Here is a 17,993-nt window from a genome sequence, read left to right as displayed (position 1 = left end):
ATGGCAATCCTTCATATAGACGGTAAAACCTATGACGTGGACGGCTCGGACAACCTATTGCAGGCGTGTCTGTCGCTTGGCATTGACGTGCCGTATTTCTGTTATCATCCTGCCTTGGGTTCGGTGGGGTCGTGCCGTCAATGTGCGGTCAAGCAGTACATGAGCGAGGAGGATTATCAGGCAGGACGTGGCAAGTTGGTCATGAGCTGTATGATTGCCCCTACGCCAAAAAGCGATACTTGGATTTCGGTGGACGATGCCGAGGCAAAGGCATTTCGCAAAAGCATTGTGGAATACTTGATGACCAACCACCCCCACGATTGCCCAACTTGTGAGGAGGGTGGTCATTGCCATTTGCAAGACATGACCTACATGAGCGGACATAGAAAACGCCGTTACCGCTTTACCAAACGCACGCACCACAACCAAGACTTAGGAGCGTTTATCAATCATGAAATGAACCGCTGTATCGCTTGCTATCGCTGTGTGCGGTTTTATAAGGATTACGCAGGTGGCACGGATTTTGGGGTGTATGCGTCAAATAACCGTGTCTATTTTGGGCGTGAAGAGAGCGGACAGTTACAGAGTGAATTTAGTGGTAACTTGACCGAAGTTTGTCCGACTGGCGTATTTACCGACAAAACGCACTCAGACCGCTACAACCGCAAATGGGATATGCAATACGCCCCAAGCATTTGCCACGGTTGTTCAAGCGGTTGTAACATCTCGGCAGGCGAGCGTTATGGCGAGCTTAGACGTATTGAAAACCGCTATAACCATGACGTAAACGGCTATTTTTTGTGCGACCGTGGGCGTTTTGGCTATGGCTATGTCAATCGTAGCGATCGCCCAACCCAGCCTGTGCAAAATGTAAACGGACAATTTGTCAAAACCAGTGCAAGCCTTGCGGTCGATAGCGTGGCGGAGTTATTAAAAGGCAAAAACGTCATCGGCATTGGTTCGGCTCGGGCAAGTTTGGAGAGTAATTTTGCCCTAAAAAAACTGGTCGGAAGCGATTATTACAGCACAGGCGAGCGAGCGGTTGTCAAAGACGTGGTGGGTTTGGGCGTGGCGCTGTTACGCCACAAAGATGTGCATAATGTGTCTTTGGCAGAGATTGAGACGGCAGATAGCGTGCTTGTGCTGGGTGAGGATTTGACCCAAACGGCAAGCCGTGTCGCCCTGTCGGTGCGTCAAGCGTCCAAAAACAAGGCCCGCCAAATGGCAACCGCCCTAAAAACCGAGCATTGGCTTGCCGAGCCTGTCAAGCGTATCGGGCAAGAGGCGTACAGTCCCATTTATGTGGCGAGCGTGGTGGATACCAAGCTGTCCGACATCGCCAAAGTGTCTGCCGTTGCCACGCCAAACGACATCGCCAAACTGGGCTTTATGGTGGGCGACATCATCAAGGGCTATGCCGATACGCTAGATGAGATTGGCAAAAGCGAGAACGCCATTTTTGCCAAAGAACAAGAGCCAAATCTTGTGATAGATGAGAACATGGCAATGGAGTTCTTGGCTCATCATATCGCTTATGATTTGATTATGGCGAACCGTCCACTTGTTATCACAGGCACCAGCTTGTCATCAAAAGCAATCGTACAAGCGACAGGCTATATTGCCCAAACCTTGACCGCCAAACGTGCCAAAATCGCCCATGTGGAGCGTGAATTTGTGGAAGTGCAAAACGCCAAAATCCGTGATGAAGTGGCTCGTCAATTCATTGACCCTGATAAAGATGCCAAAACGGACGGCACACACACCACAGAGCGAGACCCCAATGAGTTTGAAAAAGAACTGTCATCCCGTTTATTAAAAATAAATACTCTATATGCCGACAAAACAGGCGTGTACGTTGCCATGCCAGAGGCGAACAGCGTGGGCGTAAACTTGCTTGGCGGACAGGCGATAGAGGAGATTTTGGCAAAAGAATTTGAGGCGGTAGTGGTGCTAGAACATGACTTAGCTAATCTTGCCCCAAGCCAATTTGACAAATTGACCGAAAAAACGCTCATCGTCCTAGATCACCAGTCTTATGACTGGCACACTAAAGCCGATATGGTGCTATCAAGTGCGTCATTTGCAGAAAGCGACGGCACGCTGGTGTCTGCCGAAGGGCGAGCAGGACGGTTTTTTGCCAGTTTTGACAAAAAATACTATGAGCCAAACAGCGAGCTAAAAGACAGTTGGCGTTGGCTACACGCTGTCGCTAATGCCTTGATTGGCACCAGTTTGACAAATAGCAATAATGAGCCAACATGGTATCATCTTGATGATGTCATTGATGAGCTTATCACCGATTATCCATACCTTGCCCAAATCAAAGACGTTGCCCCTGAGTCGGATTATCGCATTACAGGGCTAAAAGTCGCCCGTGAGCCACGCCGTTATTCGGGGCGGACGGTGTTACGCTCGCCCATTTCTATCCACGAACCCATGCAACCTAAGGACTTAGACAGTGGTTTGACGTTCTCCATGGAAGGCTATGTGGGCGATAAGACTGACCCAAGCCTTATCCCATTTGCGTGGAGTGCAGGATGGAACTCACCCCAAGCATGGAACAAGCTCCAAGACAAAGTGGGCGGACGGCTAAAAGGCGGAGATGTCGGCATTCGTCTGTTTGATGACTTGCCAAAAGTTGAGACGGTATTTGACAAAGCCGAGCTTGACAGCATGATAAGCACGAGCATTTTTGACGGTCGTGCGGTGGTTGTGCCTGTGCATAATCTATTTGCAAGCTCACGCATGGCAAGCCGTAGCCCTGTGGTGGCAAGTCAAATCAAGCCTGCCACATGGACAATCAGCGATGATGATGCCAAGCGCTGGATTATCAAGGCAGGCGATAAGCTAACCCTTGCCCAGCATGGGATAGAGATTACCCTGCCTGTGGACGTGGCGGACTATGTGGCGGACGGCTGTATCGGCTATCCTGACGGGCTTGTGCCGTTTATGGTCGGTGTGCCGACAACCGTCAAAAAGGCGGAAGCCGACACGCCTGTCTATGTGCCTGAATATCAAAAAAGCGTGGCAAATCTCGCTAATATCAAGCGTGAAAATATCTTTACGCCAAAAGCTGGGTTTAATAACGCACCGTTAGCAATGCAAGTGGGGGCATAAATGAGTATTCGTGTGATTCCTGATGTGCCGTCGTGGCTTGGCGGTTTGTCGTTTGAGTGGTGGTCGCTTATTTTTATGACCGCCCAGACCTTGATTATCTTTTTGGGGCTAGTCATCACGGCAGCACTCATGATTGTCTATGAGCGGCGCATGCTTGCCCTGTGGCAAGACCGCTATGGTCCAAATAGGGTCGGTTGGCAAGGCTCGCTACAACTGGTGGCGGACATGCTAAAAATCTTTTTTAAAGAAGACTGGACACCCAATTTTGCCGACAAACGCCTGTTTACGCTCGCCCCTGCCATTGCCATGTTTACCGCTTTGGCAAGTTTTGCCATTATTCCGCTATCGCCCACGCTTGGGGCGGCGGATTGGAACATTGGCATTTTGTTCTTTTTTGCCATGGCAGGGCTTGCTGTGTATGCCGTTATGTTTGGCGGTTGGGCAAGTGCCAATAAGTTCTCGCTGCTTGGCGGTTTACGTTCGGCGGCTCAGACGATTAGCTATGAGGTTTTTTTGGGCTTGTCGCTAATGGGCGTGGTGGCGATGGCAGGCTCGTTTAATTTGCGTGAGATTGTAGAAGCTCAAACAACCGTCTGGAACGTCATTCCGCAGTTTTTGGGCTTTTTGACCTTTGTGGTGGCAGGCGTGGCGGTTACGCACAGACACCCCTTTGACCAACCAGAAGCCGAGCAAGAGCTTGCCGAGGGTTATCATGTGGAATACTCAGGCATGAAATTTGGTATGTTTTTTATTGGTGAATATGTCAATGTCGTGGTGATTAGTGCCTTGATGACCTGCTTGTTTTTTGGGGGCTGGCTTGCTCCTTTTAACCTAGATCTACCCTTTGTTCCGCCTGTGTTTTGGTTTTTGATTAAGACCTTGTTTTTTATGACCTTATTTGTGTTGGCTCGTGGCTCGCTCATGCGTCCACGCTATGACCAAGTGATGAATTTTGGTTGGAAAGTGTGTTTGCCTGTAACCTTGCTAAACCTTTTGATGACTGCTTTTGTGATTTTGATGGTGAATTAAATGTTTGCAACTTTAAAAAATACGGCGGTAGGCATTTTTACCATTGTACGCTCTATGTGGATGGTAAATTCTCATGCCTTGCGTCCACGAGACACGATTTTGTACCCCGAACAGCCTGTACCTGTACCGCCCCGTTTTCGTGGGCGAATTGTACTAACAAGAGACCCTGACGGCGATGAACGCTGTGTGGCCTGTAACCTATGTGCGGTGGCGTGTCCTGTGGGCTGTATTAGCCTACAAAAGGCGGAGCGTGAAGACGGTCGATGGTATCCTGAATTTTTTCGTATCAATTTTAGCCGTTGCGTGTTTTGTGGTATGTGCGAAGAAGCCTGTCCGACCACCGCCATTCAGCTAACCCCTGATTTTGAATTGGGCGAATACAACCGCCAAAATCTTGTCTATGAAAAAGAGCATTTGCTGATTAGTGGCGTGGGCAAATACCCAGAATATAACTATTATCGAGTAACAGGCGTGGCAACAGACGATAAGCCCAAAGGGTCGCACGAGCGTGAAGCAGAGCCTGTCAATGTACGGAGTTTGTTGCCATGATTGATGTGTTAAAGGCGTTTTTGGCAAATGGCGATGCGGTAGGCTTTTATGCCTTGTCGCTGGTGGCGATTTGGGCAAGCCTAAGGGTGGTTACGCACGCCAATCCCGTCCATGCCATTTTATCCATGATAGTGAGCCTGCTGGCGGTGGCGGGGATTTTCTTTATCATCGGAGCTCCATTTGCAGGCGTGCTTGAAATGATTGTCTATGCTGGGGCGATTTTGGTCTTATTTGTGTTTGTCATTATGATGTTAAACTTAGGCACGGATACGACAGAAGAAAAGACGTGGCTGACTGCCAATGCGTGGGCAACCCCGTTTTGTATGACGCTCATCATCGGTGGCGTGCTTGTTGGGTTTTTGACCGCAGGGGATAGCACTATGTTACAAGATAACACCATTGGTGTAAAGGACGTGGGCATCAGCCTATTTACCCAATATGTCTTGCTTGTGGAAGTGGCAGGATTTCTATTGCTTGGGGCGTTGGTGGCGGCGTATCATTTGGGTAAAAAAGCCCTAGATGATGAAAACGTGAGTCATTATCAAGATGACCCAAACAATGATGCACCAAACCGCCAGCCTGATGCACCTGTATTTAGCCAACAACAAGGGGGTAAATCATGAGTTCTTTACAAACGGCAACCCAAACGGCAGAGCTTGCCAGTCTTGGCGTGCCTGCTCATCATGCCTTGATTGTCTCGGCGATACTCTTTGTCATTGGCTTGGTTGGGGTCATGGCAAGACGAAATGTGCTGTTTATGCTTATGAGTTTAGAGATTATGATGAACTCCGCTGCCCTTGCCTTTGTGGTGGGGGGTAATATGTGGGGCAAGGCAGACGGGCAGATTATGTTTATTTTTGTCTTGACGCTGGCGGCAGCCGAAGCAGCGATAGGGCTTGCCATACTGTTGCAGTTTTATCATCGGTTTAGAAGCCTTGATGTCAATCATGCCAGTGAATTAAAGGGGTAGGGCGGTATGAATTTGTTAGCATTGACCTTTATTTTCCCCTTGATTGGCTTTTTGATATTAGCCACAGGGCGAAATAGAATTTCAGAAAAACTTGCCACGATAATCGGCGTGGGAGTCATGGGTTTGTCCGCCTTGACCACGGCAGTTGTGGGCATAGATTATCTGGCAAACAGCAGTGATAAGACGGTATTTACGACACTGTGGACGTGGTTTTCGGTGGGCGGTTTTGCCCCAAAATTTGGCTTGGCGTTGGACGGTTTGTCCTTGACCATGACCGCCATCATCACAGGCGTGGGCTTTTTGATTCATCTGTTTGCCAGTTGGTATATGAAAGGCGAGACAGGATATGCCCGTTTTTTTAGTTATCTAAATCTATTTGTGGCAAGTATGTTATTGCTTGTACAAGCGGATAACTTACTCCTACTCTATCTGGGTTGGGAAGGCGTGGGTATCTGCTCATACCTACTTATCGGTTTTTATTATCACAACCGAGCCAATGGACGGGCCGCTATCAAGGCATTTACCGTAACCCGTGTTGGCGATGTGTTTTTGGCGATTGGGCTGTTTTTGTTGTTTGTGGTGTTTGGTACGCTTGACATGACCGCCATCAATGCCAAAGCCGACACCATGTTCGCTGTCAATGATCCCATGCTTATGCTTATCGTGGCAATGCTTATCGGTGGGGCGTTTGGTAAATCGGCTCAAATTCCACTGCACACTTGGCTTGCCGATGCGATGGCGGGTCCTACGCCTGTTTCGGCTCTGATTCACGCGGCTACCATGGTAACGGCAGGGGTATATCTGATTGCCCGTATGCACCCGTTGTTTGTGCTGACCCCTCAGATGCTTTTGTATTGGGTGGGGGGTATTGGTGCGTTGTCTATGCTCGTGGCAGGATTTTGTGCGTTGGCACAGACCGACATTAAGCGTGTGCTTGCTTACTCTACCATGAGTCAGCTTGGATATATGTTCATCGCTTTGGGCGTTGGGGCGTGGCAAGTGGCGATTTTTCACTTGATGACGCACGCATTTTTTAAAGCCTTGCTATTCCTAGCCAGTGGAGCGGTGATTATCTCAACTCATCATGAGCAAAATATCTTTAAGATGGGTGGTCTGCGTAAAAAAATCCCCCTTGTGTTTTGGTCGTTTGTCGTTGGTGGTGGGGCGTTGGTTGCCTTGCCTTTTGTAACGGTTGGCTTTTATTCAAAAGAAGCGATTTTGTGGGAAACTTATGCCACAGGACACATGAGTCTGTTTTGGGCAGGCGTGTTTGGGGCGTTTTTGACGGCTGTTTATACTTTTCGTTTGATTTATCTTGTGTTCTTTGGACAAGAAAAAACGCATGGCGAGAAGTTGTCTGGTGTCAGCTATGCCTTGCCTTTGGTGGTGCTACTGGTGCTATCGACAGGGATTGGGGCGTGGATTCATCCGCCTTTGGCAAATGTCTTGCCAGCGAGCGTGGGTAGTACCCTTACAGACGGCAAGCACACCGCCGAGATTATCGCTGTGGGCGTAACCGCACTTGGCTTGGCGTTGGCGTACTTTTTGTATGTGCTTGACAAGGGTAAGATTTTGACAAAATGGACAAATTCTGCCTTTGGTGGGGCGTGTACTTATTGGTGCTATCACGGACTGGGTTTTGACGCTCTTTATGCCCTTGTGTTTGTCAAGCCGTTTTTGGCAATTTGCAAATTCTTAAAGGGCGACCCTGTGGACAAACTTTGGAATATCTTGCCTTTTGGGGTCAAACTTGGCAACAAGCTGTTGGTAAAAACCCAAACAGGGCGATTAGGCTCTCATGCGGTGAGCTTTGGCGTGGGGCTTGCTGTGGTACTAATCTTGGCAATGATGATGGTGGTATAAGATGATAGAGCAAACATGGCTTTTGCCAAGTCTAATTGCAATCCCGTTGATTGCAGGATTTTTGTGTTGGTTATTTGAAAAAAAGGACGCAAGACTGCCCAGATGGGTGGCACTTATTGGCATGACATTGACCTTTGTGCTGTCGCTCGTGCTGTATGCCAAGGGCGACTTTGGGGTGCTAAATGCCAGCACCGATGGCAGTCTGCCTTGGGTGGCAACCTTTGAAGTGCCTTGGATACCTGCCTTTGGTATCAAATTTTCCTTGGCAATGGACGGCTTGTCTTTGCTGATGATTGTCTTGACGGCATTTTTGGGTATTATGGCGGTGGGCTGTTCGTGGGGCGAGATTAAGCACCGTGTGGGATTTTTTCATCTAAACCTGTTGTGGTCGTTGGGCGGTGTCATCGGTGTCTTTTTGGCGATTGATTTGTTTTTGTTTTTCTTTTTTTGGGAAATGATGCTCCTGCCCATCTACTTTTTGATTGCTCTATGGGGGCATGATGTGCGTGATAAAGATGGCAATATCATCAAGCCAAAATCGGCTGCCGCCACGAAGTTTTTTATTTATACCCAAGCGTCTGGTCTTATCATGTTCATTGGTATCAGTATGCTTGTGCTTATCAATTTTGCCCAAAAAGGCGTGCTAAGTTTTCATTATGAAGACCTGCTTGGCACGTATCTTGGCAAATATGAATACCTGATTATGCTGTGCTTTTTTGTGGGCTTTGCGGTCAAATTGCCTGTTTTCCCATTGCACGGCTGGCTACCTGATGTCCACGCCCAAGCCCCAACCGCAGGTTCGGTGGATTTGGCAGGGATTTTGATTAAGACGGCGGCGTTTGGTTTGCTTCGCTTTGTCATTCCGCTTTTTCCAAATGCGTCTGCTGAGTTTACTCCCATTGCCATCACGCTTGGCATGATTGGGGTGTTTTATGGGGCGTTTTTGGCGTTTGCCCAGACCGACATCAAACGACTGCTCGCCTATACGTCTGTGTCGCACATGGGCTTTGTCGTGCTTGCCATCTATGCTGGCACGCTGGTGTCGTTGCAGGGCTTGATGGTGCAAATGCTCGCTCACGGTTTATCGAGTGCGGCACTCTTTATTGTGGCAGGGCAAGTGTACGAACGCTTGCACACTCGTGATATGACGGTCATGGGTGGTATGTGGGGTCAGTTTCGCTATCTTGCTCCGTTTATGATGTTCTTTTGTGCCGCCCTTTTGGGTATCCCTGGTACGGGCAACTTCATTGGCGAGATTTTGATTTTGATGGGGTCGTTCAAGGCACATCCTGTCATCAGCGTGCTATTGACCGTGAGTTTTGTGTGGGCGGGGCTTTATGCACTTATTTTGATTCATAAGGCGTTGTTTGGCGACAACACCACGCCCTATTTGCACGCCTTATATAAGGGAAAAGACGACACCGCCAAGCCTTTGCGTGATTTGGGTGGGCGAGAGCTGTCTTTGCTTGGTGTGTTGGCGGTGGGGCTTGTTTGGCTTGGGCTGTATCCACAACCTGTCCTACACAAATCCGAGCAAGCGATGAGCTATATCAGCACCAAAATGCCTGATAGGTATTCGGATGTGGATACCGCCATTACAGGGTTAAAAGGCAATCAAAAGCCCATCTCGCCAGAAATCGTGCCACAAGTCATTGAAATTAACCAAGGGGGCAACTAATGAACGTGTCTATTGAGTTTTCGTCTTTGCTCCCGTTGCTCCCTGCCATGATATTGGGCGTGGCGGTGCTTGTGGTGATGCTTGCCATCACCATCAAACGCTCGCACAGTCTGATTGTTGGCTTAACTGCCCTTGGGCTAAATGGGGCGTTGGTGGTGCTACTGTTGCAGTTTTTTGAAAAATTGCCCACTCATATCAATCGCGGCGATGTCATGGGGCTGTTTTTGGTGGACGGCTTTGCCTTGTTCAATAGCCTTGTTGTTGTCGTGTCGGCGTTGGCGTGCGTTACGTTGTCTTATCGCTACTTTCAAAGTTTTAATAACAACAAAGAAGAGCTGTATCTGCTACTTTTGACAAGTACGCTTGGGGCGGTACTGATGACATCGGCTCATCATTTTGCTTCTTTCTTTGTGTCATTGGAGCTTTTGTCTGTGCCTATGTATGGTATGCTAAGTTTTGCTTACCTAAAACAAAAGTCCTTAGAATCAGGGCTAAAATACCTTATCCTATCGGCAACCGCTTCGGCAACGCTTCTGATGGGTATGGCGTTTATTTTTGGGGCGACAGGCGAGCTTGGCTTTGTCCGTCTCGGGCAGAGTCTCATGGCAGGGTTTGGATTGTCGCCTTTGTTTATGGTGGGGGCGGTGATGATGGTGGCAGCAGTTGCTTTTAAGCTGTCCTTGGCACCGTTTCATTCATGGGCGGGCGATATTTATCAAGGCTCTCCTGCTCCTGTTACGGCATTTTTGGCGAGCGTGGGCAAGGTGGCGGTTGTCGCCCTTGTCGTGCGTTTTTTGCTGACAAGTGCCACTCCTGCCATCTCGTCTGTTGATGTGGTACTGGTTGCCCTTGTGTTGGTGTCTATTGTGGCAGGGAACTTGCTTGCCCTAACCCAAACTAACCTAAAACGCCTGCTTGCGTTTTCGTCTGTGGCACACATGGGCTATGTGCTGATTCCGCTTATCGCCACAGGGACAACGGCAGATGCTGACAGCGTGATTAGTATGTATATGCTCATCTATGCCTTGTCGTCTGTTGGGGCATTTGGGGTGATTGTGCTGATGACGGGGGCGTATGGCGAGACCAACCGCAACACGGCAACCCAAGAAGTAGAAGACGAAGCGGATAGTATGGCAGTCTACCAAGGACTGTTTTGGCGAAGACCTGTCTTGACGGCAGTTTTGACGGTGATGATTTTGTCCATGGCGGGTATTCCGTTTACCGCAGGATTTATTACCAAAATGCAGGTGCTGTTCGCTGCCACTCAAGGCGGACGCTTTGGGCTTGCCTTTATGGTGATTGTGGGCAGTGCCATCGGACTTTATTATTATCTTAAAGTCCTGCTTATCATGTTCAAACGCCCAATGACCATCGTGCCTTTTGATGTGCCAAGTAATTGGCGGGTCAAAGCAGGCGGGCTTGTGCTGATTCTTATCACGGTGTTTATTTTTGTGATGGGGATTTTGCCAAATACGCTGTTTAAGTGGGCAAGTATGGCAATTTTAAGTCTATGAGATAAAAAACAAGCACTCAATTTGGGCGCTTGTTTTTTTGTGGCGATGGTTTACAATAGCATGGATAAATTTATACTTGTTTAACTTCAAAATGCACCATCGTAAGGTCTGGCTCTGCACGCCCTGCCAGTCCCCAATGGGCGTGTGCAACACGCCCCTACAAAAATTTTTTTAGAATGTAGAATTGGTGCAGATTGGGGTTGATTTACGATAAAATAGAGAAAAATCATGTCCGACCAAAAAGCCACCCCCCTAACCGTACTCTCCAAAACCCCCATTACTCCCACGCTGTTTAGCTTTACCACCACCCGCCCAGATGGATTTCGTTTTCTTGCAGGGCAGTTTGTACGGCTCGGGGTCAATCCCAGCGAATTAAAACACACCCAAAACGCCCCCGATGAACGCATTTTTCGGGCTTATTCGGTAGCGTCAAGCCCCTATGATGAGCAGTTGGAGTTTTTCTCGGTGGTTGTGCCTGACGGGGCGTTTACCAGTCAATTACAGCATTTGACGGTGGGCGATACGCTCTATCTTAACCCCGAGCCGTTTGGCTTTTTGACCCTTGCTCGCTACCAAGAGCCTGCCCCAAAGGATTTGTGGCTACTGGCAACAGGCACGGGACTTGCTCCATTTTTATCCATGCTTGGCGATTTGACCACTTGGCAAAATTACAGCGACATTGTACTGGTGTACAGTGCCAGAACGCAAGCAGAACTTGCCTATCTTGATAAAATTCATGAATTAAATCAGCAGTTTAGCGAACTGACCGACAACCCAGCTAAACTCCATTTTGTGCCGATTATCACTCGTGAAAAAGTCGAAAACTGCCTAAATGCTCGCATTCCTGCTTTGATAGACAGTGGCGAACTTGAAAACTTTGTCGGTCTAAACTTAAATCCTGCCACTTCCCATGTCATGCTCTGTGGCAATCCGCAGATGGTGGACGACACCAAAGAAAGTTTAAAAAACAAAGGTTTAACGATGAACCGCAGGGGCGTGGGTAATATTGCGGTGGAGAATTATTGGTAATATTTGACGGATAAAATAAAACAGGGCAGGTGGTATCCATACCCTGTTTTTTGGTTTGTCTAGAAAATTATCAATCCTTCCACGCTGTTCTGTCCGCTTCATTTTTTAGTTTGGGGAACAGGTTGGGGTCGAAACTGATGTCTTTTAGGGCAACACCTGCTTTGATTTGACGCTCATAGTCCTTTAGGACACGCAGTGCCACAGGCGATAGCCACACAATGGCGATAAGGTTGATGACCGCCATGATACCCATCGTCAAGTCAGCAAAGTTCCAAACCGCTTTTAGGTCAGCAATAGACCCCACAAAGACCATGACAAGCAGGGCGATGCGTAGCCCCATCATGGCAGACTTGGCGTTTTTTTGACCAGACAAAAATTCAATGTTGCTCTCGCCATAGCTATAATTGGCAATGATAGACGTAAAAGAAAAAAAGAAAATCGCCACCGCCACAAACACCACACCAAATTGCCCCACATATTGCGACAGGGCAAGTTGGGTAAGCTGAATGCCTGTCTGCTCAGAGTTTGGGTCTACCACACCCGACAAAATCACAATGGCGGCCGTTGCCGTACAGATGACAATGGTGTCTATAAACACCCCAAGCATTTGCATAAAGCCTTGTACAGCAGGGTGATTGGGGTAAGATTGGGCAGTTGCGGCAGCGTTGGGAGCAGAACCCATGCCCGCTTCGTTTGAGAACAGACCACGCTTGATGCCGTTAATCATCGCTGTCGCGACAGTATAGCCAAGCACCCCGCCTGCGGCTTGTTCAAGTCCAAAGGCGGACTTAAAGATAGTGGCAATGGCGGCAGGGAACTGCGTGATGTTGGTAAGGATAATAAACAGTGCAAGCAAAATGTACAAAATCGCCATAATCGGCACAATCTTACCTGCCACTTTGGCAACCGAACGCATACCACCAAAAACCACAGGAGCAACCAAAATCACCAAAAACACCCCCGTTGCCCAAGGCGGAATGTTGAAGGCTTGTAGGCTTGCTTGGGCAATGGTATTGGCTTGTACGCCATTAAAGGCAAGCCCAAAGGCAATCAGTAGACACACCGAAAAGATAATGGCAAGCCAGCGTTGTCCAAGACCTGCTTGGATATAATACGCAGGACCACCACGAAAGACGTTGTCGGTGTGGGGGACTTTGTAGGCTTGGGCGAGAGCGGACTCAATAAAGCTTGTCGCCATACCCAAAATTGCCGTAACCCACATCCAAAACACCGCTCCAGCACCGCCCAAATAAATGGCGATAGCAACCCCAGCAAGGTTGCCCGTGCCGACCCGTGCCGCCAGCGATGTCATCAAGGCTTCGTACGAGCTGATACCGCCCGAGCGACCGCCCTGCCCCGACACCCTAAGCAGTTTCCACAGATGTCCAAAATAGCGAAACTGAGCAAAGCGAGTGGCTATGGTAAAATAAATACCCCCACCCACTAACAAAAACACAATAAGACCATACCAAGGATTGCCCGCTATCAACCAATCGCCATTGCCCCAAATCAGGCTTACGCCCCAATTGATGAGACTGTTAAACCACTCAATCATAACCGCTCCATTGTAGTTCACAAAAAAAGCAAGGCTTGACCTTGCTTTGGTAAATGCGGTATTATAAAAAAATTTGTCCATTATTACAAGTTCTTATGATGGCATTTTAGTTTCTTCTTATCAAAGCATTCATGTTAAAAATTAGACTTGCTTTATGATGTAATGTGATGCAAACCATCAAACAAATTAAAGAATAAGGAGTATTTATGAAAACCCTATTGGTTGTGGACGTACAAAACGGTTTTGTCGGTGGCAATCTGGCGGTGGCAAACAGCCATACGATTATCCCCATGATTAACCGCTTGATTGCTCATTTTGATACCGTGATTTTGACCCAAGATTATCACCCTGCCGACCACATTTCATTTTACCAAAATCATGACGGCAAAGCCCCGTTTGACACGATAGAGCTACCCTATGGTACGCAGGTTCTATGGAATGCTCACTGTGTACAAGGCACATCGGACGCTTTTTTTCATGCTGATTTGCAAGCTGATAAAGCCGAACTCATCATTCGCAAAGGCTATCATCGCCACATAGACAGCTATTCGGCATTTATGGAAGCCGACAGGGCGACCAAAACAGGGCTGGCGGGCTATCTTCATGAGCGGGGCATAGACAGCGTGTATGTGGTGGGCATTGCGACCGATTTTTGTGTGGCGTGGACAGCGATAGATGCCGTAGCGTTTGGGTTTGATTGCACGGTCATCACGGACGCCACTGCCCCGATAGACATTAACGGCTCGCTGGATAAGGCAATGGCGGACATGACGGACGTTGGGGTGAAATTTATCAATTCAAAAGATATTTTAAATCAATGACTTATAAACTTTTTAAAATTTTTAGCAAAAAATACTTGCCAAATTTTAAAAGTCGTATATAATACGCCACATCAAGACGAAAGTTGATGAAATCTGGGGTCGTGGCGAAATTGGTAGACGCACTGGATTTAGGTTCCAGCGGGGCGACCTGTGAGAGTTCGAGTCTCTCCGACCCCACCATATTAAAAACCTGCTGTTAAGGCGGGTTTTTTGCTATGTAAATTTTGAAATTTTAAAATAGGGTACATGGCAATTTGTCTGTATATGATTGATTTTATATTATATTTTATAAAGAATTTTAAAATTGCCACAAATTTATGATGTGTGGGTGTAGGGACTGGCTTTGCACGTCCAATGAACATCACATCATCAAGGGCGTGTTCAACACGCCCCTACAAACCCTGTGGTAAATATTAAGTCCATTAGGTGTATATGATAAAGGTAAAATCATTTGCCCAAAATTCATCTCTACCTAAACCCACCCCCAATCAGCCAAGTTTATCCTTAGCCAAAATACCATGACTGTTCAAACCTTTAATCCTAAAAATCAAAATCCCAATCCTAGCGAAGTTGGCTATCATCATAAAGCCAATCACAACCAAAACCGCACCCTAGAAGAGTCGGCAAGTTTGATGCAGATTGCTGAGCCTAGTGGCAGTTTATCCAGTGAGATTGTCAAAACGCCCAAAGTGGGGTTTGTCTCCTTAGGTTGCCCCAAAGCACTCGTGGACAGTGAGCGGATTATTACCGAGCTGACTCGTGAGGGCTACCAAGTCGCCAAGGATTATGACGGGGCGGATTTGGTGGTGGTAAACACCTGCGGATTTATCGAATCTGCCGTCCAAGAAAGCCTTGATGCCATTGGCGAGGCGATTACCAAAAACGGCAAAGTCATCGTAACAGGCTGTTTGGGTAAAGATGCCGAACGCATTCGCACCATGCACCCTGCCGTACTGGCAGTAACGGGGGCTCATGCCTATGATGAAGTGGTCAAAGCGGTAACGCACCATGTGCCAAAACCTGCCAAATCCAAGACTTATGACCCCAAAATAGACCTTATCAATGACGCAGGCGTGAAGCTGACCCCTGCCCATTATGCGTATGTCAAAATCAGTGAAGGCTGTAATCATCGCTGTACTTTTTGTATTATTCCGTCCTTGCGTGGCGACTTGGTGTCTCGCACCATTGACAGCGTGATGAATGAAGCTGTTGCCCTAAAAAAAGCAGGGGTCAAAGAGCTACTTATCATCAGCCAAGACACGTCCGCTTATGGCGTGGATTTAAAATATAAAATGGCGTTTTGGCAAGGCGAACCGATAAAGACCAAGTTTTTTGATATGTGCCAAGCCTTAGCAAGGCTTGGCATTTGGGTGCGTTTGCATTATGTGTACCCTTATCCGCACGTGGATAATGTGGTACAAATCATGGCGGACAGCATGAAAGCCAGTGGTGGTAAGGGTGGGCTTTTGCCATATCTTGACATTCCCTTTCAGCACGCAAGCCCCAGTGTATTAAAGGCGATGAAACGCCCTGCCATGAGCGAAAATACCTTGGATCGGCTTGCCAAATGGCGGGAGATTTGCCCCGAGATTGTCATTCGTTCTACCTTTGTGGTGGGTTTTCCAGGGGAGACCGAAGAAGATTTTGAGTACTTGCTTGACTGGTTAAAACAAGCACGCCTCGACCGTGTGGGCTGTTTTACTTATTCAGAGATTGACGGGGCGGTGGCGAATGATTTGCCAAACCCTGTGCCAGAGTCTGTTAAGCAAGAGCGTTACGAGCGGTTTATGGCGGTCGCCCAACAAATCAGCGAAGAAAAATTGCAAGAAAAAGTCGGGCAAACGTTGGTGGTCTTGGTCGATGAAATTGATACAGAAGAAAATATCGCCATTTGCCGTAGCTATGCCGATGCCCCCGAGATTGACGGTCATGTCTATGTGGATAATATTGATGAGACGGTAAAAGTTGGCGAATTTTTAACCGTTACCATTGATGAAGCCAGCGAATATGATTTGTTTGCCAGTTTTAAGTAATGCTCTAAAAAGACTTGAACCTATCAAGTCTTTTTTTTGTTTTGGGTATTTTTCACAAAAATTTTGGGATTTTGCCTTTGCCCCCTATATTTTTTTGTCAATTTTTAGTAAAATTCGCTTTTACCAATAAACGATGATTGACATGACTAAATTTATTTTTGTAACAGGTGGCGTGGTTTCCTCACTCGGTAAGGGTATTGCGGCTGCCTCTTTGGCAAGCGTGTTAGAAGCCCGTGGTCTTAAAGTTACCATGACCAAAATGGACCCTTATATCAATGTGGACCCTGGTACGATGAGTCCGTTTGAGCATGGTGAAGTGTTCGTTACCGAAGACGGGGCAGAGACTGACCTTGATTTGGGCTATTATGAGCGTTTTTTAAGACATTCTAAAATGTCTCGTGCAAATAACTTCACATCGGGGCGTATTTATCAAACGGTGCTTGCCAAAGAACGCCGTGGCGACTATCTTGGCAAAACCGTGCAAGTCGTTCCGCACATCACAGACGAGATTCAAAGCCGTATTCTAGCGTCAGGCGAGGGTTATGACGTTGCCATGATTGAGATTGGTGGCACGGTGGGTGATATTGAGAGCTTGCCCTTTATGGAAGCGGTGCGACAACTTATGGTAAAACTTGGGCGTGAAAATACCATGCTCATGCACTTGACTCTACTGCCTTATATCTCTTCCGCCAGCGAACTTAAAACCAAGCCCACTCAGCATTCTGTCAAAGAGCTACTGTCCATTGGTATTCAGCCTGATATTTTGGTGTGCCGTACCGAGCATGACGTGGACGATGACACCAAGCGTAAGATTGCGATGTTCACCAACGTCTCCGAGCGTGCGGTGGCGGTGTGCAAGGATGCTCGCAGTATTTATGAGATTCCACGCACTTTTTATGAGCAAAATTTGGACGATTTGGTGTGTGAGCGTTTTGGCTTTAATCAGCCCGAAGCCGATTTGTCCGATTGGGATAAAGTCATTGACGGACTGTTTAACGCCCAAGGCGAGATTGTCGTGGCAATGGTTGGTAAATATGTAGAGTTGCCCGATGCTTATAAATCGGTCAATGAAGCCCTATTGCACGCAGGCATTCACAACAAAATCCGTGTAAAAATCCACTACATTGATGCTGAAAAACTAGAAACCCAAGATGCCCTTATGGACGAGCTAAAAGCCTGCCATGCTATCTTAGTACCGGGGGGATTTGGCGAGCGTGGCACCCAAGGCAAGATGAAAGCAATCCGCTATGCTCGTGAAAATGACGTGCCATTTTTAGGCATTTGCTTGGGTATGCAGTTAGCCGTCATTGAATTTGCTCGCAATGTGCTTGGGCTTGAAGCCAACTCTACCGAGTTTGACCGCAAAACCGCCAATCCGATTATTGGTCTGATTACCGAATGGTTTGATGAAAAAGGCGAGTTACAAATTCGCTCAGATGACAGCGATTTGGGTGGTACGATGCGACTGGGCAAACAAGAAGCTCATCTGGTGGCGGACTCTCGCCTTGCCAAGATTTATGGGGCAGGCACCATTTTTGAGCGTCATCGTCATCGCTATGAGATGAACAACCGCTACATTGAACCGCTTGAAGCACAAGGGCTAAAAATCTCGGGCTACTCTGCCAAACAAAATCTTGTAGAGACAGTGGAGCTTGACAATCACCCGTTCTTTGTGGCGGTGCAATATCATCCAGAGTTTACAAGCTCGCCCCGTGGCGGACACCCACTCTTTAATGCCTTTATCCATTCGGCAGTTGCATTGCAAAATGGCAAATAAAGCATTACAATAAAATAAAAGGGGCGGTTTTCGCCCTGTTTATTCATTGGGAAGATAA

The 17,993-nt window shown here is 47.7% G+C and carries 13 protein-coding genes and 1 tRNA gene; 13 read left to right on the top strand and 1 reads right to left on the bottom strand.

Annotation, left to right across the window (positions count from 1 at the left end):
• From nuoG to B0182_RS00545, 9 genes are all read left to right on the top strand, one after another.
• A complete protein-coding gene (nuoG, locus tag B0182_RS00585) occupies positions 1-3,117 on the top strand; it encodes an NADH-quinone oxidoreductase subunit NuoG (protein ID WP_078273085.1) in 3,117 nt (1,038 codons plus the stop codon).
• Positions 3,118-4,146, top strand: a complete 1,029-nt coding sequence (gene nuoH, locus B0182_RS00580) for an NADH-quinone oxidoreductase subunit NuoH (RefSeq protein WP_078273084.1) — start codon at positions 3,118-3,120, stop codon at positions 4,144-4,146.
• Positions 4,147-4,695, top strand: coding sequence for an NADH-quinone oxidoreductase subunit NuoI (nuoI, locus tag B0182_RS00575; RefSeq protein WP_078273083.1), 549 nt, complete (start codon positions 4,147-4,149; stop codon positions 4,693-4,695).
• Entirely contained in the window at positions 4,692-5,318 is a 627-nt protein-coding gene (gene nuoJ / locus B0182_RS00570; RefSeq protein ID WP_078273082.1) for an NADH-quinone oxidoreductase subunit J, read from the top strand. The genes nuoI and nuoJ overlap by 4 nt, the downstream gene beginning before the upstream one ends.
• Positions 5,315-5,665 carry an NADH-quinone oxidoreductase subunit NuoK gene (gene nuoK / locus B0182_RS00565; protein ID WP_078273081.1) on the top strand — a complete coding sequence of 117 codons (351 nt, stop codon included), beginning with the start codon at positions 5,315-5,317 and terminating at the stop codon, positions 5,663-5,665. The genes nuoJ and nuoK overlap by 4 nt, the downstream gene beginning before the upstream one ends.
• Before the next feature lie 6 nt (positions 5,666-5,671).
• Complete coding sequence (nuoL, locus tag B0182_RS00560) at positions 5,672-7,528, top strand: NADH-quinone oxidoreductase subunit L (protein WP_078273080.1); 1,857 nt, start codon at positions 5,672-5,674, stop codon at positions 7,526-7,528.
• Position 7,529: 1 nt separating this feature from the next.
• Positions 7,530-9,206, top strand: a complete 1,677-nt coding sequence (gene nuoM, locus B0182_RS00555) for an NADH-quinone oxidoreductase subunit M (RefSeq protein ID WP_078273079.1) — start codon at positions 7,530-7,532, stop codon at positions 9,204-9,206.
• Positions 9,206-10,720, top strand: coding sequence for an NADH-quinone oxidoreductase subunit N (locus B0182_RS00550; RefSeq protein ID WP_078273078.1), 1,515 nt, complete (start codon positions 9,206-9,208; stop codon positions 10,718-10,720). Before nuoM ends, B0182_RS00550 begins: the two co-directional genes overlap by 1 nt.
• Positions 10,721-10,948: 228 nt before the next feature.
• Positions 10,949-11,749 (top strand): ferredoxin--NADP reductase, encoded by an 801-nt coding sequence (locus B0182_RS00545; protein ID WP_078273077.1) that lies wholly within the window; start codon positions 10,949-10,951, stop codon positions 11,747-11,749.
• 70 nt (positions 11,750-11,819) lie between these two features.
• Here B0182_RS00545 and B0182_RS00540 read toward each other — a convergent pair whose 3' ends face one another.
• On the bottom strand, positions 11,820-13,385 hold the full coding sequence (locus B0182_RS00540; protein ID WP_228157693.1) for an alanine/glycine:cation symporter family protein: 1,566 nt from the start codon (positions 13,383-13,385) through the stop codon (positions 11,820-11,822).
• Positions 13,386-13,510: 125 nt separating this feature from the next.
• On the opposite strand from B0182_RS00540, the gene B0182_RS00535 reads away from it, so the two are divergent.
• The 4 genes from B0182_RS00535 to B0182_RS00520 all read left to right on the top strand — a co-directional run bounded on the left by B0182_RS00535 (position 13,511) and on the right by B0182_RS00520 (position 17,935).
• A complete protein-coding gene (locus B0182_RS00535; RefSeq protein WP_078273076.1) occupies positions 13,511-14,125 on the top strand; it encodes a nicotinamidase in 615 nt (204 codons plus the stop codon).
• A 95-nt stretch (positions 14,126-14,220) separates the two neighbouring features.
• Positions 14,221-14,305, top strand: a tRNA-Leu gene (locus B0182_RS00530).
• 452 nt (positions 14,306-14,757) lie between these two features.
• On the top strand, positions 14,758-16,158 hold the full coding sequence (rimO, locus tag B0182_RS00525) for a 30S ribosomal protein S12 methylthiotransferase RimO (RefSeq protein WP_244893624.1): 1,401 nt from the start codon (positions 14,758-14,760) through the stop codon (positions 16,156-16,158).
• A 142-nt stretch (positions 16,159-16,300) separates the two neighbouring features.
• Positions 16,301-17,935, top strand: coding sequence for a CTP synthase (locus B0182_RS00520; protein WP_078273156.1), 1,635 nt, complete (start codon positions 16,301-16,303; stop codon positions 17,933-17,935).
• Positions 17,936-17,993: the final 58 nt, after the last annotated feature.

It is taken from the genome of Moraxella bovis (assembly GCF_002014975.1).
Classification (GTDB): Bacteria; Pseudomonadota; Gammaproteobacteria; order Pseudomonadales; family Moraxellaceae; genus Moraxella; species Moraxella bovis.
This window is presented reverse-complemented; position numbering and strand designations above follow the sequence as displayed.